This window comes from Streptomyces sp. NPDC025651 (genome assembly GCF_055558735.1).
Genome location: NZ_JBVHLZ010000001.1, coordinates 1,131,664 through 1,152,823, shown reverse-complemented (window position 1 = coordinate 1,152,823; position 21,160 = coordinate 1,131,664). Strand labels below are relative to the sequence as shown.

19 protein-coding genes and 1 riboswitch are annotated in these 21,160 nt (G+C 72.1%); of the genes, 10 read left to right on the top strand and 9 right to left on the bottom strand.

Features of this window, described 5'->3' with window-relative positions; genetic code table 11:
- The first annotated feature begins 52 nt into the window (after positions 1–52).
- Positions 53–1,666, top strand: a complete 1,614-nt coding sequence (locus ACZ4D5_RS05420) for an MFS transporter (RefSeq protein WP_467771000.1) — start codon at positions 53–55, stop codon at positions 1,664–1,666.
- 431 nt (positions 1,667–2,097) lie between these two features.
- Here ACZ4D5_RS05420 and ACZ4D5_RS05415 read toward each other — a convergent pair whose 3' ends face one another.
- The 3 genes from ACZ4D5_RS05415 to ACZ4D5_RS05405 are packed head-to-tail and all read right to left on the bottom strand — an operon-like array spanning position 2,098 to position 5,254.
- Positions 2,098–2,925, bottom strand: coding sequence for an ABC transporter ATP-binding protein (locus ACZ4D5_RS05415; protein ID WP_467771489.1), 828 nt, complete (start codon positions 2,923–2,925; stop codon positions 2,098–2,100).
- An 11-nt stretch (positions 2,926–2,936) separates the two neighbouring features.
- The gene (locus ACZ4D5_RS05410) at positions 2,937–4,211 is read right to left on the bottom strand and encodes a FecCD family ABC transporter permease (protein ID WP_467770999.1); all 1,275 of its coding nucleotides are present in this window, start codon (positions 4,209–4,211) and stop codon (positions 2,937–2,939) included.
- Positions 4,212–4,219: 8 nt separating this feature from the next.
- Positions 4,220–5,254: an ABC transporter substrate-binding protein gene (locus tag ACZ4D5_RS05405; RefSeq protein WP_467770998.1), complete on the bottom strand. Its 1,035-nt coding sequence runs from the start codon at positions 5,252–5,254 to the stop codon at positions 4,220–4,222.
- Between the two features lie 66 nt (positions 5,255–5,320).
- A riboswitch (cobalamin riboswitch) is annotated at positions 5,321–5,505 on the bottom strand.
- 415 nt (positions 5,506–5,920) lie between these two features.
- Between ACZ4D5_RS05405 and ACZ4D5_RS05400 the strand changes: the two genes are divergently transcribed.
- On the top strand, positions 5,921–7,051 hold the full coding sequence (locus tag ACZ4D5_RS05400; protein ID WP_467770997.1) for an HAD family hydrolase: 1,131 nt from the start codon (positions 5,921–5,923) through the stop codon (positions 7,049–7,051).
- On the opposite strand, the gene ACZ4D5_RS05395 is transcribed toward ACZ4D5_RS05400, so the two are convergent.
- The 4 genes from ACZ4D5_RS05395 to ACZ4D5_RS05380 form a co-directional block, all read right to left on the bottom strand.
- Positions 7,048–7,266 (bottom strand): hypothetical protein, encoded by a 219-nt coding sequence (locus tag ACZ4D5_RS05395; protein ID WP_467770996.1) that lies wholly within the window; start codon positions 7,264–7,266, stop codon positions 7,048–7,050. The genes ACZ4D5_RS05400 and ACZ4D5_RS05395 overlap by 4 nt on opposite strands.
- Positions 7,267–7,417: 151 nt before the next feature.
- Positions 7,418–8,779 carry a DUF2252 domain-containing protein gene (locus ACZ4D5_RS05390; RefSeq protein ID WP_467770995.1) on the bottom strand — a complete coding sequence of 454 codons (1,362 nt, stop codon included), beginning with the start codon at positions 8,777–8,779 and terminating at the stop codon, positions 7,418–7,420.
- Positions 8,780–8,905: 126 nt separating this feature from the next.
- The gene (locus ACZ4D5_RS05385) at positions 8,906–9,898 is read right to left on the bottom strand and encodes an alpha/beta hydrolase family protein (RefSeq protein ID WP_467770994.1); all 993 of its coding nucleotides are present in this window, start codon (positions 9,896–9,898) and stop codon (positions 8,906–8,908) included.
- Positions 9,899–10,025: 127 nt separating this feature from the next.
- A complete protein-coding gene (locus ACZ4D5_RS05380) occupies positions 10,026–10,334 on the bottom strand; it encodes a hypothetical protein (RefSeq protein ID WP_150167033.1) in 309 nt (102 codons plus the stop codon).
- A gap of 166 nt (positions 10,335–10,500) precedes the next feature.
- On the opposite strand from ACZ4D5_RS05380, the gene ACZ4D5_RS05375 reads away from it, so the two are divergent.
- The 5 genes from ACZ4D5_RS05375 to ACZ4D5_RS05355 all read left to right on the top strand — a co-directional run bounded on the left by ACZ4D5_RS05375 (position 10,501) and on the right by ACZ4D5_RS05355 (position 14,737).
- On the top strand, positions 10,501–10,869 hold the full coding sequence (locus ACZ4D5_RS05375; RefSeq protein ID WP_467770993.1) for an arsenate reductase family protein: 369 nt from the start codon (positions 10,501–10,503) through the stop codon (positions 10,867–10,869).
- A gap of 140 nt (positions 10,870–11,009) precedes the next feature.
- Positions 11,010–11,480 (top strand): hypothetical protein, encoded by a 471-nt coding sequence (locus ACZ4D5_RS05370; RefSeq protein ID WP_467770992.1) that lies wholly within the window; start codon positions 11,010–11,012, stop codon positions 11,478–11,480.
- Between the two features lie 169 nt (positions 11,481–11,649).
- Positions 11,650–12,687: a glutamine synthetase gene (gene glnII, locus ACZ4D5_RS05365; RefSeq protein WP_467770991.1), complete on the top strand. Its 1,038-nt coding sequence runs from the start codon at positions 11,650–11,652 to the stop codon at positions 12,685–12,687.
- 370 nt (positions 12,688–13,057) lie between these two features.
- Positions 13,058–13,639: a winged helix-turn-helix domain-containing protein gene (locus tag ACZ4D5_RS05360; protein ID WP_467770990.1), complete on the top strand. Its 582-nt coding sequence runs from the start codon at positions 13,058–13,060 to the stop codon at positions 13,637–13,639.
- A 108-nt stretch (positions 13,640–13,747) separates the two neighbouring features.
- The gene (locus ACZ4D5_RS05355) at positions 13,748–14,737 is read left to right on the top strand and encodes an NAD-dependent epimerase/dehydratase family protein (protein ID WP_467770989.1); all 990 of its coding nucleotides are present in this window, start codon (positions 13,748–13,750) and stop codon (positions 14,735–14,737) included.
- 88 nt (positions 14,738–14,825) lie between these two features.
- Here ACZ4D5_RS05355 and ACZ4D5_RS05350 read toward each other — a convergent pair whose 3' ends face one another.
- Entirely contained in the window at positions 14,826–17,048 is a 2,223-nt protein-coding gene (locus ACZ4D5_RS05350; protein ID WP_467770988.1) for an MMPL family transporter, read from the bottom strand.
- Positions 17,049–17,309: 261 nt separating this feature from the next.
- Here ACZ4D5_RS05350 and ACZ4D5_RS05345 point away from each other — a divergent pair, with 261 nt between their 5' ends.
- Genes ACZ4D5_RS05345 through ACZ4D5_RS05335 form a run of 3 tightly spaced genes read left to right on the top strand, consistent with a single transcriptional unit; the run spans position 17,310 to position 20,656 of the window.
- Positions 17,310–18,581, top strand: a complete 1,272-nt coding sequence (locus ACZ4D5_RS05345) for a sensor histidine kinase (protein WP_467770987.1) — start codon at positions 17,310–17,312, stop codon at positions 18,579–18,581.
- A complete protein-coding gene (locus ACZ4D5_RS05340) occupies positions 18,566–19,216 on the top strand; it encodes a LuxR C-terminal-related transcriptional regulator (protein WP_467770986.1) in 651 nt (216 codons plus the stop codon). The genes ACZ4D5_RS05345 and ACZ4D5_RS05340 overlap by 16 nt, the downstream gene beginning before the upstream one ends.
- A 48-nt stretch (positions 19,217–19,264) precedes the next feature.
- A complete protein-coding gene (locus ACZ4D5_RS05335) occupies positions 19,265–20,656 on the top strand; it encodes a DUF1996 domain-containing protein (RefSeq protein WP_467770985.1) in 1,392 nt (463 codons plus the stop codon).
- Between the two features lie 36 nt (positions 20,657–20,692).
- On the opposite strand, the gene ACZ4D5_RS05330 is transcribed toward ACZ4D5_RS05335, so the two are convergent.
- Positions 20,693–21,076: a hypothetical protein gene (locus ACZ4D5_RS05330; protein ID WP_467770984.1), complete on the bottom strand. Its 384-nt coding sequence runs from the start codon at positions 21,074–21,076 to the stop codon at positions 20,693–20,695.
- Between the last annotated feature and the right edge of the window lie 84 nt (positions 21,077–21,160).

Here is a 21,160-nt window from a genome sequence, read left to right as displayed (position 1 = left end):
TCCGGAAGCTTTCCGGAAGCTTTCCGGAACCCCAGCCGACCAGCCTGAACGCATGTCTTCTCCCTCAGCGGAAACCAGTGCCGACACCCATGCCGATCCCAGTGCCGACACGTATGCCGACACCGCCTCGGGCACCGACCCGCAGCCACCGCCCGCGGGCCCCCGCGAATGGATCGGCCTCGCCGTCCTCGCCTTTCCCGCGCTCCTCCTCTCCATGGACCTCACCGTCCTCTACATGGCGCTGCCCACCCTCGGCGCCGATCTCGGCGCCCACAGCACGCAGTCGCTGTGGATCGCCGACATCTACCCCTTCATGCTCGCCGGGTTCCTCGTCACGATGGGCACGCTCGGGGACCGCATCGGGCGGCGCCGCCTGCTGATGCTCGGGGCCGCCGCGTTCAGCGCGGCGTCCGTGCTCGCCGCGTTCGCCTCCAGCGCCGAACTGCTCATCGCCGCACGGGCGTTGCTCGGCATCGCGGGCGCGACGGTGCTGCCGTCGACGATGTCGCTGATCACCACCATGTTCAAGCGGCCCGCGCAGCGCGCGAGTGCGATCGGGCTGTGGATGATGGCGTTCTCGGTGGGCGCCGTCATCGGACCCGTCGTGGGCGGCGTGATGCTGGAGCGGTTCTGGTGGGGGTCCGTCTTCCTGCTCGGCGTGCCCGTGATGGCGCTGCTCCTGGTCTGCGCGCCCGCGCTGCTGCCCGAGCACCGCAACCCCGCGTCCGGGCGCCTGGACCCGCTCAGCGTCGCCCTCTCCCTGGCCGCGATCCTGCCGGTGATCCACGGGCTGAAGGAGCTGGCGCGGGAGGGCCTCGCCCCCGTCCCCCTCGCCCTGGTCGCCGCCGGGCTCGTGATCGGCAGGGTCTTCGTGGTGCGGCAGCGGCGCCTGACCGATCCCCTTCTCGACCTGGGGCTCTTCGCCGAGCGGGCGTTCAGCGGTGCGCTCGTCGTCTTTCTGCTCGGCATGATCACCCTGCATGCGCTGACGCTGTTCTTCACGCAGTACCTGCAGCTGGTCGAGGGGCTCTCGCCGGTGCCCGCGGGGCTGTGGATGATTCCGTTCGTCGCGGGCACGTTCGCCGGGCTCGGCCTCGCCCCGCGGATCGCGCGCCGGGTGCGGCCCGCGTACGTCATCGCGGGCGGGCTGCTCCTCGCGAGCGCGGGATTCCTGGTGATCTCACGGGTCGACGCGTCGTCGGGGCCCGTCCTGCTGGCCGCGGGCAGCATGGTGGTCACGCTCGGCTTCGGCCCGCTGATGGTGCTCGGCACGAACATGATCGTGGGTTCGGCGCCCCCGGAGCGTGCCGGTGCCGCGGCCTCGGTGTCGGAGACCGGCGCCGAACTCGGCGCGGCGCTCGGCGTCGCCGTCCTCGGCAGCGTCGGCACGGCCGTCTACCGTGCCCAACTGGCCGACGCGGACGCCTTGGAGGCCGTCCCGCACCGGACCGCCGAGGCGGCGCGCGAGAGCCTGGCCGCCGTGCGGGGCGCGGCGGAAGGGCTGCCGGAGGGGCCCGCGGGAGCGCTCGCCGACGCCGCCCGGAGCGCCTTCGCCACCGGGGTCGGCACGGTGGCCCTCATCAGCGCCGTACTGCTGGTGGGCCTCGCGGGGCTGGCGCTGGCGCTGCTGCGGCATGTGCGGCCGATCGGGGCGTCGGAGGAGTGAGGGGGTGTGGTGGCCGCCTTCCCCCCCGGCCGCCGGGGTTCCCGGCGGCCGGGGTTCCCCGAGGGCTGGAGTCGGCGGCGACTGGAGTCCCCGGCGACTGGAGTCCCCCGGCGGCAAGGGCTCAGCCACGAGGGCTCGGGCTCCGGGGCTCAGCCGCGAGAGCTCGGACTCCGGGACTCAGCCCCGCAGACTCGGACTTCGAGGCTCAGCCCCGCAGGCCCGGACTCCGAGGCTCGACCCCACAGGCCCGGACTCCGAAGCTCAACCCCGCAGGCCCGGACTCCGAGGCTCGACCCCACAGGCCCGGACTCCGAGGCTCGACCCCACAGGAAGCGGACTCCGAGGCTCAACCCCCGCAGGCTCAGACTCCGGGACTCAACCCCGCAGGCTCAGACTCCGAAGCTCAGCCCCGCAGGTTCGAACTCCGAAGCTCAACCCCGCAGGAAGCGGACGGAGGGTCTGCCTCCGTCCGGGCCGCCCTCGCCGTCCGGCGTCACCACCGCCCGCACCCCGTACACCTCCGCGATCAGCTTCTCGGTGATCACCTCGGCCGGTGTCCCCGCCGCGTGGGCCGTGCCCTCCTTCAGGACCAGCAGGTGGTCGCAGAACATCGCCGCCAGATTGAGGTCGTGCAGCGCGATCACGCTGGTGACGGGGAGTTCGCTCACCAGGGAGAGCAGCTCCAACTGGTGCTGGATGTCCAGGTGGTTGGTGGGTTCGTCCAGGAGGAGCTCGCGGGGCTCCTGGGCGAGGGCCCGGGCGATCTGGACGCGCTGGCGCTCACCGCCGGAGAGGGTGTGCCAGGACTGGGCGGCCCGGCCGGTCAGACCGGTGCGCTCCAGGGCCTCGCGCACGGCCCGCTCGTCGTGGGGCGTGGGGGCGGACCAGGCGCGGCGGTGCGGGACGCGGCCGAGGCGTACGACATCTCGTACCGTCAACTCGGCCTGCGTGGAGGCGTGTTGCTCGACCACGGCGACGCGGCGCGCCACCGAGCGGCGGCCGACGTCGGCCAGCGGCCGGCCGTCCAGGGTGACCACTCCGGAGGCCGGGGCGAGGACTCCGGCGAGGATCCGCAGGAGGGTGGACTTGCCGGAGCCGTTGGGCCCGAGCAGGCCGACCACGGCACCGGCGGGCGGGGCGAGGCTGACCCCGTCCACGACGAGCCGGCCACCGGCTTCGCGGGTGACGCGGTCGGCGCGGAGGCCGACGGTGTCCGGAGGCTGGGCTTCGGGGGCGAGGGAAGCCGTTTCGGAGGGCATCGCTTCGTACGTCATGTCGTCGCCCTCCGCGTCCGGTACAGGACCGCCACGAACGCCGGTACGCCGATGAGCGAGGTCACCACGCCCACCGGGACCTCCTGCGGGTCGAGGACCGTGCGGGCCAGCGTGTCCACCCAGACCACGAAGACCGCGCCCGCGAGTGCCGTGACCGGGAGCAGGCGCGCGTGACCGGAGCCGACGATCGCGCGGGCCGCGTGCGGCAGGACCAGGCCGACGAAGCCGATGGCGCCCGCCGAGCTGACCAGGGCCGCGGTCAGCAGCGCGGTCGTGCAGAGCAGGACGAGGCGGGTGCGGGCCACCCGGACGCCCAGGGTCGCCGCCGCCTCCTGGCCGAACGCGAAGGCGTCCAGCGTGCGGGCGTGGGACAGGCAGATCAGCAGCGCCGTGGCGAGCACCGCCCCGCACAGCCACACGTCCGTCCAGCCGACCCCGCTGAGCGAGCCGAGCAGCCAGAAGATGACGCCGCGCGTGGTCTCCGCGTCGCCCGCCGCGAGGATGACGAACGACGTCAGCGCGGAGAAGAGCTGCATGGCCGCGACGCCGGACAGGACGACCCGGTCCGTCGTGCCGCCCAGGGTGTGGCTGAGCAGCAGCACCAGGGCGAACGAGCAGAGCGCGCCCACGAAGGCACCGGCCGAGACCGACAGCGCTCCCCCGCCGACGCCGAGGACGACGACGGCGACGGCTCCGGTGGACGCCCCGGACGACACCCCGAGCACGAAGGGGTCGGCGAGGGGGTTGCGGAGCAGGGACTGCATGACGGCCCCGCAGACCGCGAGCCCGGCGCCGCAGACCGCGGCGAGCAGGGTGCGGGGCATCCGCAGGTTCCACACGATGCCGTCCCTGATCGGCGTGAGCCGCGCCTCGCCCCACCCCAGGTGCGCGGCGACGGCGGACCACACGTCGGGCACGGAGATGTCCGCGGGCCCGATGGTGACGGCAACGGCCACGGACACCACGAGCACCCCGAGGCCCCCGAGCCACAGCAGCCCTTGCCGCAGGACACCGGGGACCGAGGGGAGGGCGGGTGCGGCCGGAGGGAGGGCGGGTGCGGCCGAGGGGACGGCAGACGCGACCGGCGGGACAGCAGATACAACCGGCGGGACGGCAGACGCGACCGGCGGGACGGCGGGTGCGGGGGCGGCCTCGGACACCGAGCCGACGCCCCGGGCCGCGACCGCGTCAGCCGCCGCAGCGGCACCGCGCGCCGGCGCGGCCGCGTCGCCCGCCGTGGACGTCGGCGGGCGCGAGGGCTCGCCCCGCATGCCGGGCGTCACTTCGTCAGTCCGAACTTCCGTAGACCCGCCGCCACTTGTTCGACGCCGTCGACCGTGCGGATCGTGGGGTTCATGGCCTGGCCGCTCAGCAGGACGTAGCGCTTCTTCTTCACGGCGGTCAGGTTCCTCGTCGCCGGGTTGGTCTCCAGGAACTTGATCTTCGCATCGGCGCTCTCCGCGGACTGCGACTTGCGCGTGAGGTCGCCGATGACGAGGACGTCGGGGTCGCGGTCGGCGACCGTCTCCCAGTTGATCTGCGGCCATTCCTCGCGCGTGTCGTCGAAGACGTTCTTCGCGCCGAGCTCGCGGGTGATGATCCCGGGGGCGCCGCAGCAGCCCGCCATGTACGGGGCGTCGGAGTTGGCGAACCAGTACAGGAGCGTCACGTCGGAGGCGTCGATGTCCTTCGTGGCCTTCGCTGTCCGGCCCTTCAGCTCATCGATCAGCCTCTCGCCGCGCTTCTCGACCCCGAAGACCTTCGCCAGGTCCCGCACCTCGCCGTAGACGGTGTCCATGGTCAGCGTCCTGACGCGCTTGCCGTCGCCGCCGCCGTCGTTGTCCTTGCCCGCGCAGTCGGTGGGCGAGACATAGACGGGGACGCCGAGTTCGGTGAATTTCATCCGGTCGGCGACGCCGCCCTTGCCGACCGTGTAGAGGAAGGACGCGCTGACGAAGTCGGGCTCCTTGGAGAGGACCTTCTCCAGTGCCGGGTAGCGGTCGGAGAGCCGCTCCACCTTCGCGTTGTCCTCGGCCAGGTTCTTCAGGACCGGGTCGGTCCACGTGCCGGTGCCCACCATGCGGTCGGCGAGGCCGAGCGAGAGCAGGATCTCGGTGGATCCCTGGTCCAGGGAGACGGCCCGCCGCGGCGGCGCCTCGACCTCGGCCTCCTTGCCGCAGGAGGCGACCGTCACGGGATAGCCCTTCGCGTCCTTGCCCGCCGTCTTCTCCGCGGAGCCGCCGCACGCGGTGAGTGCGAGCGCTCCGGCGCCGAGCAGGGCGAACGTACGTATACGGCGGTTCTTCGAGGACACGTGATCCCTTGAGTCTCACGGCTCATACGCGGAGCCTGGCCTGCGTCACGACCTCCGCCGCCCGGTGTGCGAGCGGAGGCGCCAGCAGGTCTTCGGACTCGGGATCGGCCGGGCGGGGCGCCTTCCCAGGCGTCCGAAGACGCCCAGTGGCCGTGGCCCCGCCCGTCCCCCTCACCGCTGCGCGTCAGTTCCGGATTCTCACCGGATTCCCTGGCCCAGGTGTGGGTTTGACTGGCTTGCGCAAGTTATCACGCCTGTCCAGAGGGTCGGCCCGGGCCTCGGCTCGCCCCGGTAGGTGCCGAACGACCAGCGGTTTCCCGCCGGATCGAGGGTGCCGAACTCCCGGCTGCCGTACGGCTTGTCCTCGTCTCGCCCGCGATCCGCACGCCCGCCGCGGTCAGCTTCGCGTACAGGGCGTCCTCGGCCTGGCGGCCCGGCACGCGAACCCGGCACGTGAGTCCGGCACGCGAGCCCCGCGCAGGGCTCTCGCACACGGTCGCCCCGCACCGTCCCGGCGTCCGCTTCGGCTACCCGTGTTCCCCTGCCCCATGCCCCCTGCGCACGGTGACTTCGATCATGGGAAATGCCGGCGTCGCCCCATAGCATTGCGCGCCGCTCCGGACGGGGCCGCGCATCGCTCTCAGGGAACGGCAGGGACGTAGAGACATGGCAGTACGGGCAAAGGGCAAGCTGGCCGTCATCGGCACCACGGGCGCGCTGGCCGCCGCCGTCCTCGCGGGCAGCACGCTGTGGCCGACGAGCGAGGCCGGCGCCGCCGACACCTCGGCGGCCACCGCCCGTGAGCTGTCGCACTGGCCGAAGCCCGTCGCGAAGCAGCTCGGCAAGGTCATCGCGAAGAACGACCACAAGGGCGCGTACGCCGTGTTCGACGCGGACAACACGACATACCGCAACGACCTCGAAGAGTCGCTGCTGCCGTTCCTGGAGATGAAGGGCGTCCTGACCCGCAAGACGATGGACCCGTCCCTGAAGGTCATCCCCTTCAAGGACAAGGCCGGGCACAAGGAGAGCCTCTACAGCTACTACAACCGGCTGTGCGAGGTGGACGACCAGGTCTGCTACCCGTGGGCCGCGCAGATCTTCTCCGGCTTCACGCTGAACGAGCTCAAGGGGTACGTCGACGAGCTCCTGGCGTACAAGAAGCCGATCCCCGCCGAGTACTACGAGGGCGGGAAGCTCACGAAGACCGAGGTGAAGGCGCCGGAGTTCTCGCGCGGCATGCAGCAGCTCTACAAGACGCTGCGCTCGCACGGCATCGAGGTGTACGTGGTCAGCGCGGCCGCCGAGGACCTGGTGCGCATGGTCCTCGGCGACCCGAAGTACGGCTACGGCGTGAAGCCGCAGAACGTCATCGGCGTCTCCATGCAGCTCAAGGACCGCAAGACGGGTGAAGTGACCACCTCCCGCAAGGAGATCGCCGAGGGCCGCTTCGGCGAGAAGGACCGCGAGAAGCTCGGCGAGCGCGAGCTGACGCCGAACCTGTGGGCGCCGCTGACCTGGTACGAGGGCAAGCCCGCGGCGATCAACACGTACATCGACGAGTGGAGGAAGCCGCTCCTCGCCGCCGGTGACACCCCGGTCAGCGACGGCCCGATGCTGTTCCACTCCGCGGACGTGGAGCACGGCGGCGTACGGGTCTGGGTCAACCGCAAGGACGCGTACATGAAGCAGCTCGACGGGATGAAGAAGAAGAACGCGCAGCGCCAGCGGGAGCTGGGCCAGAAGGTGACCGCCGACAAGCGCTGGCTGACGGTCACCCCGGACCAGATCGGCTAGCGGTCGGTCAACGCCCGGAAGGCGTCGGCCACTTGGGCACGGTCGGCGCCGTCCGCGAGCAGGGCGTGCAGCAGGAGTCCGGCCTTCGGCGCGTCCAGGTCGCCCGCGGGGAGCAGGCCGCGCCCGAGCATGTCGCTCTCGGATCCGGGGCCGGTCTCCTCCAGGGGGTCGGTGCCCTGCACCACGACGACACCGTGCCCCGCGGCGCTCGCCACCGCCACACGCTCGGCGGGACCGCGCCGGTGGCCGCGAGGATCTCGGCGCCGGTCAGGCGGGGCGAACTGCCGCCGCCCCGCGCGGAGACGGTGCCGCCGAGGGTGAACACGGGCACGGGCGGCGCCATGGGCCGAGGACGGCCAGGGCCCTTCAGATCCCGGGTGCCGCCCCGATCACGCCGGAGTCGATCGCCGCGGTGAGCGCCGCGTGGTCCCGGGCGTTCTGTGCCGCGTAGCGCAGCGCGAAGTCGGCCACGGCGCGGTCGAAGGTGTCCGAGCCGCTGAGGTAGGCGGCGATCGCGATGCGGTCGCCGGAGCGCGCGTGGGCGCGGGCCAGGGCGGTGCCGCACAGCCGGGCGTAGGCACGCAGTTCGTCGGCCGACATGGCGGCGAGGTCCGCGGAGCCCTTCATGTCGCGCAGCTGGCGCCAGTAGAAGGCGCGGCCCTGGGGCCCCGTCATCCAGCCGAGGAAGATGTCGCTCGCCGCCTGGAGCAGCCGCTGCCCCGCCACCACGCGGTGCCCGGGGTGGATGTGGGGGCCGGTCGGCAGGTGGTCCTCGACGACGGACCGCACCGCCTCCTTGATCTGCAGGAAGAGCGGGTCGCCCGCGTCGCGCCCGGCGAGCAGCACGATGAAGCAGCGGGTGCCGACGCTGCCGACGCCGACGACCTTGCGGGCCGCGTCGACGAAGCGGTAGCGGTCCAGGAGGAGGCGGCGCTCCTCGGCGAGCGTGGAGCGGTAGTCCCCGAAGATCTTGCGCAGGGCGGCCATGTCGGGGGCGCCGACCGGTTCGAGGAGCGGCGGGTCGTGGACGATGCGGCGCTCGCCGTCCACGACCTCGGTGAGCTTGCCGAGCGCCTGGAGGCTGGTGCGCCTGCGGGCGTGGTCCAGGCGTGCCGTCACGCGGTCGCGACAGGCGCCGGGGCGCGCGAGAGGGGGCAGGTCGCGGGCGTCGATGCGCTCGTACCAGACGGCGAGCTCGCCGAGGCCCGCCAGGCGCCGCATGCTCCTGCGGTACGCGGCCACGGCGTCCCGCGCCGCTTCGTGGGCGCCGCTCTCGCCCGTGCCGTTCTCGCGGGCGGCGACGGCGACGCTGGCGGCGAGCCGTTTGACGTCCCACTCGAAGGGCCCGGGGCAGGTCTCGTCGAAGTCGTTGAGGTCGAAGAGCAGGGCGCGTTCGGGCGAGGCGAACAGGCCGAAGTTCATGAGGTGGGCGTCGCCGCAGAGCTGCACGGTGAGGCCGGTGTGCCGCTGGGCGGCGAGGTCGCCCGCCATGACGGCGGCCGCGCCGCGCAGGAAGGCGAAGGGGGACGCGGCCATGCGGCCGTAGCGGATGGGGAGCAGTTCCTGGACCCGGTCGGCGCCCTGGCGCTCCAGGACGGCCACCGGGTCGGGGCGGTCGGCGGAGGGTATCCAGGCGCCGTGGGAGGAGCGCGAGGCGCGTTTGCGGGCGGCCTTGCCCGCACGCGCGCGTGCTTCGGGGGTCGTCGCGCGTGCCTCCGGGGTCGTCATGCTCGCTCCCCTCTCGCGCTCGCGGCGGACGGCCGGTCGCCCCGCGGTCGCCGCTCCGGCCCTCAGCAGCAGCCAATGCGGCCGGGGCCCGGCGCGCATGCCGGATACGGCGAACGGGTGACCGGATCAGCTCCCGGGCCCGGCGGCGTCCGCTCCCCCGCCGGGCCGCTCCTCTTCGGCCACCCACCCCGCCACCTGCTTGGCGAGCGCGGCGCCCGCGCGGGTCCACGCGAAGTGGTCGAGCCGGGCGCCCGCCTCCTGCGCGGTGTAGCGGCGGCGGGTGAGGCGGGCCCTCGGGACCTTGGAGAGCAGGTGGTCGAGGGCGGACGCGGGAGCGTACGTGTCGCCCTCGACGCCGACCGCGAGCACGGGCAGGTCCAGGGCGGCGAGCGCGGCTTCGTAGTCGAGCGCGGAGCCCCTGGCCCCGTAGCGCCCGGTGCGGCCCTGGCGCGCCCAGTCGCGCATGACGCCCTTGGGCTGGTTGCCGCCGAAGCCGAGGCGGGTGCCGGGCCAGCGGCCGAGCACGGTCGCCGTCGCCGCGATGAGGAGCTCGCCGACGAGCAGGGCGGGGGCGCGCAGCGGGCCGTACGCGCGGTACCAGACCGAGCCCGAGGCGACGAGTACCACGCCGTCGACGCCGGGGCCCACCCCCAGGGAGGCGTGCACCAGCGCGAGTTGGCCGCCCAGGCTGTGGCCGAGGAGGTACAGGGGCGGCTCGGTGCCGAGTGCGGCACGGACCGCCGCGACGACGGCGGGCAGGTCCTCCTCGACGACGGTGCGGTAGCCGTGGTCGGGCGCGGCGGGGTCGGTGACGTGCGGGGTCGCCTCGCCCTGGCCGCGCAGGTCGACGGTGAGCGCCGTCAGGCCCTCGTCGCGCAGGGCGTGCGCAAAGCGGCGGTAGAAGCGGGCGGGCGTGCCCATCGCGGGCAGGATCAGGACCGCCGGGGCCGGGGGCGGGCCCGGTGCCGGTCCCGAGCCGGACGGAAGGAAGCGCTCCGGCTCCGGCGCGCGCAGGGCCCGCACCGGAAGGCGGGCGCCGTCCGGGAGTTCGGCGGTCGTCAGGAGCGGCAGTTCGCCCACGGGGGCCGGCCGGGTGCCGGCGGGTTCCTGCTGGGTCATGGCCACAGCATGTCCCATCGCACAAGTGCACGCACAGGCCCGGGCGGAAATCACCCGGGCCCACACGGACATCGTGCGAGAACGCGGGACCCACGGGGCCAACCCGCCCCACGGGCACCGCACTTGCTCACCTGCTGTAGCGCATCAGCGCACGCACCATGTGGCAGGTGATGTCGGACGGCGGATGGATCCCGACGTCCTCCGCCATGCGCCGTATCGTGCTGTTCTTCGCCTGGTTCGGCAGATAGACGCCCGAGTCGAGCAGCGCGATGGCCAGGCGCATGGCCTTGAGGCGGCGGTTGTGGTTGACGTACCACTCACGCGGGCGTCCGGCGGGGAGCGCCTTCTTCTCCAGCGGGGCGTACGGCAGGTCGATCAGGACGGGCTTCGGTACGGTCTTGGACACACGCTTCGATGTGAGTGCGGCAGCGGGCAAGGCATCCTCCTGTCGCGGTCAGGACCCCCCGTCGGGCGCCCTCGAACACTACTGTGATTCTACTGCGGGGCACTGACAATCGCCGCTGGCCAGAAGGGCTTTGGGGTATTCGAACAGAGCGGCGCCGAGCGGCCTGGGGCGGGTGGTTCGCGGGTAGCGTGTGCGCATGGAGATCTGGATCAACCCCGCCTGCTCGAAGTGCCGCGGTGCCCTCACCCTGCTCGACGCGGAGGGCGCCGACTACACCGTGCGCCGCTACCTCGAGGACGTGCCCACCGAGGACGAGATCGGCGCCGTCCTGGACCGCCTCGGCCTCGAACCCTGGGACATCACGAGGACCACGGAGCAGGCCGCCAAGGACCTGAACCTCAAGGACCGCGAGGCCTGGCCGCGCGACGCCTCGGGCCGCGCCCGCTGGATCAGGGCGCTCGCCGAGCACCCGAAGCTGATCCAGCGCCCCATCATCACGGCGGACGACGGTACGGCGGTGGTGGCCCGCACGGAGGAGGCGGTGCGGGACGCGCTGTCGCGCTGAGGCCGCGGCCGCCGCACGGCCGTGGTTGAACAGCGACCGATGCGCAATGTCCGGCAAACCGTTACACATGCCCCCATAGCGTGGATGGCTCCACCGCCGCCGACCGGACGCACCGTCCGGCACACGGAAGGGAGCGCGCCGTGCGGAGCTGGATGTTCGGGGGCGTATACGGAACGGTCCTCGCGAGCGCGATGCTCGCGGCACTGCAGTCGGAGGGCACCCCCTACACGCCGTACTACGACGCGGCCTGGGTCATGGTGACCGCGGGCACGGCCGCGCTCGCGCACGGATACGCGCATCACATGTCCACGCACCGGCCCGGCACGGGCGCCCACCGCTGGCGACAGCTGGCCTGGGCGCTCGTCGACGAGTGGCCGGTGATCATCGCCTGCTGGCCCACCGTGATCCTGCTGATCGCGGCCGGAGCCCTCGGCTGGTCCGAGACCCCGGTCACCTACGCCGGGCTGATGCTGAACGCCGCGCTCCTGTTCGGCTGGGGCACCTTCGCCGCGCTGCGGGTCGGCTACCGGCGCCGCTCCGCCGTCCTGATCGGCGGGGCCGACGCGACGATCGGCCTGGTCATCGCGGCCGCCAACGCGGTCATCAAGTGACGCCCGCCGGGGCCCGCCGGGTGATGTGAGCCATACTCGCCCCAGGTAACACGGGGTTCACATGAGAGCAACGGTCGGGAAATCGCCGGTTGCCAGGCTGCCGCACATCACCACGGCACCGCAGCACCCGCACGTTCTGCGCCGTACCGAGCTTTAAGGATGAGGCCCCGTGACGTTCAAGGCTGAGTACATCTGGATCGACGGCACCGAGCCGACCGCCAAGCTCCGTTCGAAGACGAAGATACTGGCAGGCCCCGAGAGCGCGGCGGGGGTCGCCGAGCTCCCGCTCTGGGGCTTCGACGGATCCAGCACGAACCAGGCCAAGGGCCACGCGTCCGACCGCGTGCTCAAGCCCGTCTTCAGCTGCCCGGACCCGATCCGCGGCGGCGACGACATCCTCGTCCTGTGCGAGGTCCTGAACACGGACATGACGCCGCACGAGTCCAACACCCGCGCCGAACTGGCCGAGGTCGAGGCCCGCTTCGGCGCGCAGGAGCCCATCTTCGGCATCGAGCAGGAGTACACGTTCTTCGAGGGCGACCGCCCGCTCGGCTTCCCCGTCGGCGGCTTCCCCGCCGCGCAGGGCGGCTACTACTGCGGCGTCGGCTCGGACGAGATCTTCGGCCGTGACGTCGTCGAGGCGCACCTGGAGAACTGCCTCAAGGCCGGCCTCGGCATCTCCGGCATCAACGCCGAGGTCATGCCCGGCCAGTGGGAGTTCCAGGTCGGCCCGCTGGCCCCGCTGGAGGTCTCCGACCAGCTGTGGGTGGCCCGCTGGCTGCTCTACCGCACCGCCGAGGACTTCAACATCTCCGCGACCCTCGACCCGAAGCCGGTCAAGGGCGACTGGAACGGCGCCGGCGCGCACACCAACTTCTCGACCAAGGCGATGCGCGAGGGCTATGCCGCGATCATCACCGCGTGCGAGTCGCTCGGCGAGGGCTCCAAGCCGATGGACCACGTCAAGAACTACGGCGCGGGCATCGACGACCGCCTCACCGGCCTGCACGAGACCGCCCCGTGGAACGAGTACAGCTACGGCGTCTCCGACCGCGGCGCCTCGGTCCGCATCCCGTGGCAGGTCGAGGTGGACCGCAAGGGCTACATCGAGGACCGCCGCCCGAACGCGAACGTCGACCCGTACGTCGTGACGCGGCTGCTCGTCGACACCTGCTGCGCGGCGCTGGAGAAGGCCGGTCAGGTCTGAGTCCCGCCGCACACAAGCCTGTTGAGGGGGCGCCCGCCGGTTCCGGTGGGCGCCCCCTCAGGCCTTGGTACAGGGCACATTTCACGCCAAGATCCGTCAGAGGGCCGTATCGGTGGGCGAGAGGGAACTGCCAGTAACCCACCCATCTGATTCAATGGGGGGCATGGGAAGCCACCGGAACGCAGCGACGGGTCGTCATGACCTCGAGCCCTTCTGGCCTTCCCGTCAGCACCACGACTTCGACCGGGTGTGTTGCCGCGCGATGAACGCGCGGGCCCTCTAAAGCCGTTCACCCGGCCTTCGCCTGACGCGCACGACGTACGTCTCGTTCTCGACGACTCCTTCTTCGCGCGAAAGAGCTGACCTCACCATGGCGAACTCCCGTACCTTCACTGCCACCGCTTCCGCCACCGCCGCCGCGTCCGGTGCCTCCGTCTCCGCCGCCCGGGGACGCCTGCGGGCCGTCGCGCCCGACGAGGTGGTGCAGATCTCCGACTTCCTGCCGCCGGGCGCCACCTGGCTGCCCGCGCCGCAGCACACCCTGCCGACCCTGCCGGGGCAGCCGCCGATGGTCGGCTACCTCGTCCTCGTGCCGGCCGGGCAGGAACCCGTCGCCGCGGAGCCCGTCCTGCCGCCGGAACGGCCCGCGCCCGAAGCGGGCCCCGTCCGCATCGACACCGTGCAGCGCGCCGCCGAGGTCGACGGGCGGACCCTCGACCTCACGTATCTGGAGTTCGAGCTGCTCGCGCACCTCGTCGCGCACCCCCACCGGGTGCACACCCGCGACCAGTTGGTGACCACGGTGTGGGGGTACGGGCACGTGGGCGACGGCCGCACCGTCGACGTCCACATCGCGCGGCTGCGGCGCAAGCTCGGCGCGGAGCACCGCAGGACGATCCAGACGGTGCGCCGGGTCGGCTACAAGTACGCGCCGCCGACGCCCGCGCGCTGAGCGCCGGCTTCTCCGGTCCGCGCCCGCTCAGCTCACGTCGGCTCCGTTCGCTCTGCCTCCGGCAGAACTCTGTTCCCTTCGCACCCGTCTGGCGTGCAGAGTCCTTCCATGAGACTTCTGATGCTGGGTGGTACGGAGTTCGTGGGACGCGCCGTCACCGAGGCGGCGCTCGCCCGGGGCTGGGAGGTGACCGTCTTCCACCGCGGCCGCCACGAGCCGCCCGCCGGTGTGCGGTCCCTGCACGGCGACCGCACTGCCGAGGGCGGCCTCGCGGCGCTCGCCGAGGGCACCTGGGACGTGGTGGTCGACACCTGGTCGGCGGCGCCCCGGGTGGTGCGGGACGCCGCCCGGCTGCTCGCGGGGCGGGCCGGGCGGTACGTCTACGTCTCCAGCGGTTCCGTGTACCGCTACCCCGGCGTGGCCGGGTCCGACGAGGACTTCCCCGTGGTGGACGGCGACCCGGACGCCGACGCGGTCGCGTACGCGCAGGACAAGCGGGGCGGTGAGCTCGCCGCGGTCGCCGCGTTCGGGGCCGAGCGGACGCTGCTCGCGCGGGCCGGGCTGATCCTGGGGCCTTACGAGAACATCGGGCGGCTGCCGTGGTGGCTGAACCGGGTCGCGCGGGGCGGGGACGTGCTGGCGCCGGGGCCGCGGGATCTGGAGATCCAGTACGTCGACGTGCGGGACCTCGCGGAATGGGTCCTGGACGCGGCGGCCGCGGGGCTGCACGGGGCGTACAACCTGGTCAGTCCCCTGGGGAAGTTCACCATGGGCGAGCTGCTCGACGCGTGCGTGGAGGTGGCGGGCGGTGGTGACGTGACGCTGCGGTGGACCCCGCCGGAGGTGGTGCTGGGGGCGGGGGTCGAGCCGTGGCTGGAGTTGCCGGTGTGGCTGGCGCCGGGTGAGGTGCACGACACGATGCATCGCACGTCTTCGGAGAAGGCGATCGCTTCGGGGCTCGTGGCCCGGCCCGTGGTCGAGACGGTGCGGGACACGTGGGAGTGGTTGCGGGGGCTCGGTGGGGTCGCGCCGCAGCGGGGGGACCGGCCTGTGGTCGGGCTCGCGCCGGAGAAGGAGGCGAAGGTGCTGGGGCTGTAGCTGTAGCTGTAGCTGTAGCTGTAGCTGGGCGTATCCCCCGGTGCGTGTGCTCCGCACCGGGGGATACGACGTTTCAGTGGGGGCCTCGTCAACGAGTGCCCTGCAGCGGGGCGTTGTCAGTGGGCCGGGATCCGCCGTGCGGAACGCCTGCCCGCACCGGCGAACGGCCGTCCGTCACACCCTCCTCGCCGTGCGAGACCCTCGGCAGCCAGGCCAGCCACCTCGGCGTGTGCCAGTTCCTGTCGCCGAGGAGCGTCATCACCGACGGGAGCAGGACCATGCGGACCACCGTCGCGTCCAGGAGGACCGCCACGCCCAGGCCCACGCCCATCTGCTGCATGTCCTGCATGGACAGCGTGCCGAAGACCGCGAAGACCGCCACCATGATCACCGCGGCGCCGGTGACCGCGCCCGCCGTGCTCGTGACGCCCTCGCGGATCGCCGCGCGGTTGTCCGCGCCCCGGTCACGGGCCTCGCGGATCCGGGAGACCACAAACACGTGGTAGTCCATCGACAGGCCGAAGAGGACGACGAGGACGAACAGCGGCATCCAGTTCTCGATCGCGCCGACCTTCTCCGAGCCGATCAGCTCCGCGCCCCAGCCGTGCTGGAAGACGGCGGTCATGACGCCGTAGGCCGCGCCCACCGACAGCAGGTTCAGCGCGATCGACGTCACCGCGATCACCACCGAGCGGAAGCTGAACAGCATCAGGAGGAACGTCACCGCCGCGATGAAGGCGAGGACCGGCACGATGCCCTTGCCGAGCTGGTCGCTGAAGTCCTCGGACGAGGCCAGGTCACCGCCCACGTACGCCTCGGCGTCGACGCCGTCGAAGGCCGCGGGGACGGTCACCTCGCGCAGGTCGTACAGCGCCTTCTTCGCCTCGGCGTCGGTGCCGGTGCCCGGCAGCGGGACCGCGATCTCTGCCACGCCCGCCGCCTTGTGGACGGTGAGGTCGGCGCCGTCGCCCGCCTCGTCCGTCACCGCGGCGAGAGCCTTGCGCACCGGCTGCGCCCCGATGTCGTCGGCCTTGACGACCACCCTGGCCGGGGCGGGCCCGCCGGGGAACTCCTCGGTGATCTTCTGGTACGAGACGGAGAGCGCCGCGTCGGAGCCGAACTGCTTCTCCAGGCCGAGCTGTTCGGTCCTCATGCCGAGCGCGGGCGCGGCGAGGGCGAGCAGCAGAGCGGCCGCGCCGACGGCGAAGAACTTCGGGTGGGTCAGGACGGGCCGCAGGACGCGTCCCGCGATGCCGCCGCCGGCGTGCGCGCCCTTCCTGGCGCGGCGGTTGAGGAAGGGGATGCGGCCCGCGTCGATCCGGTCGCCGAGCCAGGCGAGCAGCGCGGGCAGGACCGTGACCGAGCCGAGCATCGCCACGCACACCACCAGGATCGTGGCGACGGCGAAGCCCTTGAAGAGGAGCAGGCCGGAGAGGAACATGCCGGCCATCGCGACCATCACCGTGAGGCCGGAGACCAGCACCGCGCGTCCGCTGGTGGCGGCGGCGATCCGCAGGGCCGTCTCCGGGTCCCGCCCGGCGGCCCGCTCGTCCCGCTCGCGGCGCAGGTAGAACAGGCAGTAATCGACGCCGACCGCGAGGCCCATCAGGAACATCACGGAGTACGTCGTCTCGAAGAGGTGCAGCTGATGGCTGGCGAGGGAGAGCAGCCCGAACGCCGCCACGCACGCGGTGAGCGCGAGCCCCACCGGCAGCAGCGCCGCGACCACGGCCCCGAAGGCGATCAGAAGGATGCCGAGGGCGAGGGGCACCGCGGTGAACTCGGCCTTCTTCAGGTCGTCGGCGAGCAGGTCGGACAGGTGCTTCTCGGAGCTCGCGTCGCCGAACTGGTGGACGGAGATGCCGTGCGCGGCCCCGTCCTCCTTCGCCTTCGCCACGGCGTCGAGGACCGGCCCGACGCGGTCGGCCGCGTCGTCCGACGGGCCCTTGATCGCGAAGCGGAGCAGCGCGTCCCTACCGTCCTTCGAGGGCAGCGGCGCCTGGACGTCGCGTACGTCGCCCGTCGCGACCAGTGCCTTGGACAGGTCGGCCGCCGCGTCCCGCCAGCCGTCGGCGGTCCGCGCGGTGACCATGACGAGCTCGCCCGCGGGCTCGTCGATGTCCGCGTCTTCGAGGATCTTCGCGGCCCGGCCCGAGTCGCCGACCCCCATCTCGTCGTCGGACGCGGTGACCGTGCCGGTGGCCCCGCCGATGACCGTGGCGAGGACCACGAAGACCAGCCAGCCGAGGACGGCCGCCTTCCGGTGGTGTGCGCTCCACACACCGAGTCGTGCCGCGAGGTTCCGCCTCATGGCGATTCGCCCCCATCAGTCTGCGCAAGTAAGCGTCGGGTAAGACGTGACTCACGCTAGGAATCCGGGACCTCTCGCCCCAGCCGCCGAAGCCCCCTCCCGGCGAGGCACAGGGCGAGGCCGGGGGGTGTCGTCAGGTACACCCCCCGCTCGGGTGGGGGGCCCAATGACCGGGGCCGCCCCACCGGCGAGACTGGTCACCGTGCCGGACGCACAGCACGCGAACGGTCGGCTTGAGCTTGACGAGAGGGATTGATGATCATGACGAGGCTACGGACCGCGGCGGTCGCCGGAGGGCAGGGGCTCTATCTGTCGATCGTCTCCCTCGCGGGCTCGATCACCCTCTTCGTCCTCTCCGTCCTGTCGATCGCCTTCATCCTGCTCGGGATCGGCCTCTTCACCACTCCGGTCGTCCTGACCGGCGTACGCAAGTGGGCCACCCTGCGCCGCTATCAGGCAGGTCAGTGGGCGGACGTACGGATCCCGGTCCCGTACCGGACCTTCCCCCCGGGACTGCGTACCGGCGTCACCGGGCAGGTCGAGCGCTGCACGCTGATGCTCAAGGACCCGGCGACCTGGCGCGACCTGCAGTGGCTGCTCGTCGACATGACCGGGGGCTTCATCACCGCGATCTTCGCTCCCGCGCTGCTGCTCTACTGGCTGTACGGCTGGGTCCTCGCCCTCGGCGTCTGGAAGCCGATCGTCGACGCGGGCGGCGGCGACTGGTACGGCTTCATCCACGTCACCTCGCAGTCCACCGCGAACCAGGCCGCCGCGCTCGGCACCGCCCTCCTGGTGGTGGGCCTGTTCGCCAACCCCCACCTCATCCGCGGCCACTTCCTGCTGGCCCGCACGCTCCTCGCGCCCACCACGAGCATGCGGGAACGTGAACTGGCGCTGCGCGTGGACCGGCTGACCGAGACCCGGCACGACGCCGTCGACAACTCCGCCGCCGAACTGCGCCGCATCGAGCGCGATCTGCACGACGGGGCACAGGCCCGCCTGGTCGCCATGGGCATGGACCTCGGCACCATCGAGGCGATGATCGACGCCGACCCCGCCAAGGCCAAGGAGCTGCTCGCCAAGGCGCGGCAGAACTCCGGCGAGGCGCTGACCGAGCTGCGCGACCTGGTCCGCGGCATCCACCCGCCGGTCCTCGCCGAACGCGGCCTCGGCGACGCGGTGAAGGCCCTCGCGCTGCGCCTGCCGATCGCCACCGAGGTCGACGTGGAGCTGGCGGGCAGGGTCGAGGCGCCGGTCGAGTCCGCCGCGTACTTCGCGGTGAGCGAGACCCTGACCAACGCCATCAAGCACTCGGGCGCCGACCGCATCTGGGTCGACGTGCACCACGCCGAGGGCATGCTCCGCATCGCCGTCACCGACGACGGCAAGGGCGGCGCCTCGGTCGGATCGGGATCCGGGCTGAGCGGCATCGAACGCCGACTCGGTACATTCGACGGCGTACTGGCCGTCAGCAGCCCCGCGGGCGGTCCGACCATGGTGACCATGGAGATCCCTTGCGAGTTGTCCTAGCCGAAGACCTCTTCCTGTTGCGCGACGGCCTGGTGCGGATGCTGGAGGCGTTCGACTTCGAGATCGCGGCGGCCGTGGAGAGCGGGCCCGAACTCACCAAGGCCCTCGCGGAGTTGCAGCCGGACGTCGCCGTCGTCGACGTCCGGCTCCCGCCGTCCCACACGGACGAGGGCCTCCAGTGCGCGCTCGCCGCGCGCCGGGCGAGACCGGGCCTGCCCGTCCTGGTCCTCTCGCAGCACGTGGAGCAGCTGTACGCGCGCGAACTCCTCGCCGACGGCACCGGCGGCGTCGGCTATCTCCTCAAGGACCGGGTCTTCGACGCCGCCCAGTTCATCGACGCCGTGCGCAGGGTCGCGGCCGGCGGCACCGCGATGGACCCCCAGGTCATCCAGCAGCTCCTGTCCCGCCGCGCCACCGACCAGCCGCTCGGCGCGCTGACGCCGCGCGAGCGCGAGGTGCTCGAACTCATGGCGCAGGGCCGGTCGAACGCGGCCATCGCGGCGCAGCTCGTCGTGACGGAACGGGCCATCGCCAAGCACACGTCCAATATCTTCGGGAAACTGGATCTGCCGGTTTCGGACGACGACAATCGGCGGGTGCTCGCGGTTCTCGCCTATCTCGATCAAGGGCGCTGATTCCCGGGGCGGTTGAACGGGGCGGGCCACTGATTCGTATGTAGCCCCATGGGACGCACTTCACGACGCACATCACGAAAACGATCAAAACTCGCGGGCCGGGCGGCCGCCGCTTCCGTGGCGTTGCTCATGGGCGGCGGCGGCCTGATCGCCGTGAACGTCTACGCGAATGCCGAGGAAGGCACGGATCAGCCTCCCCCGCAGAGCGCCGGGCAGCAGGCTTCGACCATCAACTGCCCGGACGTGGCCAATCAGTTGCCGGAGGTGCCGGACGCGGCACGGGGTGACGTGGACCGGCAACTGGCCGACCTGGACAGTCAGATCACGGAGGCGTACGGGCAGTTCGCACAGGCGCAGGACAAGGAGTCCCTGCTCGCCCCCCTGGAGGAGAAACGCAGGGAAACCCTCGCCGGGATCACGAACACCCTGGACCAGGCCGGAACCGCGCCCGAAGGACTCGACAGCCTGGCGCCCTGCACCCTGCGCGCCGCCGACCAGGAACAGCAACAGCAACAGGGACAGGAACAGGAACAGGAACAAGGGCAGAGCGGCAACGGGCCCGACGCCGGTGACTTCGTCGAGATCGAGTCCGTCCAGCCCAACGTCAACCGCCCCCGAAACGGCCGCAACGCATCCCGCGGAACCTTCACCACGAAGTGCGGGCGGAACGAGAACGGCAAGTTCAATCCCGACAACGTCATCGTCGCGCCCGGCGTGAGCAATGGCGCCCACCACATGCACGACTACGTCGGAAATCAGGCGACGGACGCCTTCTCCAGTGACGACGATCTCGCGAACGGGCGGACCAGCTGCCGGAATCAGGGCGACAAGTCGACCTATTACTGGCCGGTCCTGAGGCTGCAGAACGGAAAGGACGAGGACGACGCCCAGGCCGACGGCGGCGGCAAGGACCAGAATGTCGGGGAGATCCAGACACCCGCCGCGGTCACGCTGAAGTTCGCCGGAAATCCGCGGAGCAAGGTCGTCGCGATGCCGCGTTTCCTGCGCATCATCACCGGTGACGCCAAGGCGTTCACGAACGGCGACGCCAATGCCAACGCCTCGTGGAGCTGCACCGGATTCGAGAACCGTCAGCTGACGGACAAGTACCCGATCTGCCCCGAGGGCAGCAAGGTCGTGCGGACGTTCAACTTCCAGAGCTGCTGGGACGGGCAGAACACCGACAGCGCCAACCACCGCACCCACGTCGCCTTCGCCGACCCCCGCACCGGCGCCTGCCCGCAGGGCTTCCGCGCCATTCCGCAGCTGGTGCAGCGCGTCGTGTACGACGTGCCGCCGGGGCCCGGCTTCGCCGTCGACTCCTTCCCCGAGCAGCTGCACAAACCCGTCACCGACCACGGTGACTTCATCAACGTCTTCGACGAGCGGCTGATGCGACGCGTGGCGAAGTGCGTCAACTCCGGCCAACGCTGCGCCTGACGCCACGCCCGCCGGAGATCCCGGCCGGAGCGCCGCTCACTCCGCGCGGTGACCGTGGTGGCCCCCGCCGTGCCTCCCCGCGGCGTCCACCACGGTCCCGCCGAGGCGGTCGCGCAGCGCCGCGATGTCGGCGGCGCCGCCGACCGCGACCCAGCTGCCGCCGACGAGGTACGTGCCCCCGTAGTCGTTCGCCTCGTCGAGCCATTCGGCCTGGCCACGGGCGTTTGTAAAGGTTACGAGGATGTAGTTGCGGGCACCACCCACACAGGTGGCCTGCCGCAGCTCGGCCGCGTCCGTCTGGATGTCGGGCCTGCATCGCGCCTTGGCCGCCAGCTGCTCCAGGCTGCCGCTCGCCGTGCGCGGTGTGTCGTCACCCCCCGAGCCGCACCCCACCACCATCAGCAGGACTCCCACACCCATGCCCGAAAGCGCGCCTCGCGCTGCCCGCCTCGCGCGCGCTCCCCGCACCGCTCGCACTGCTCGCACTGCCTTCATCGTCCCACC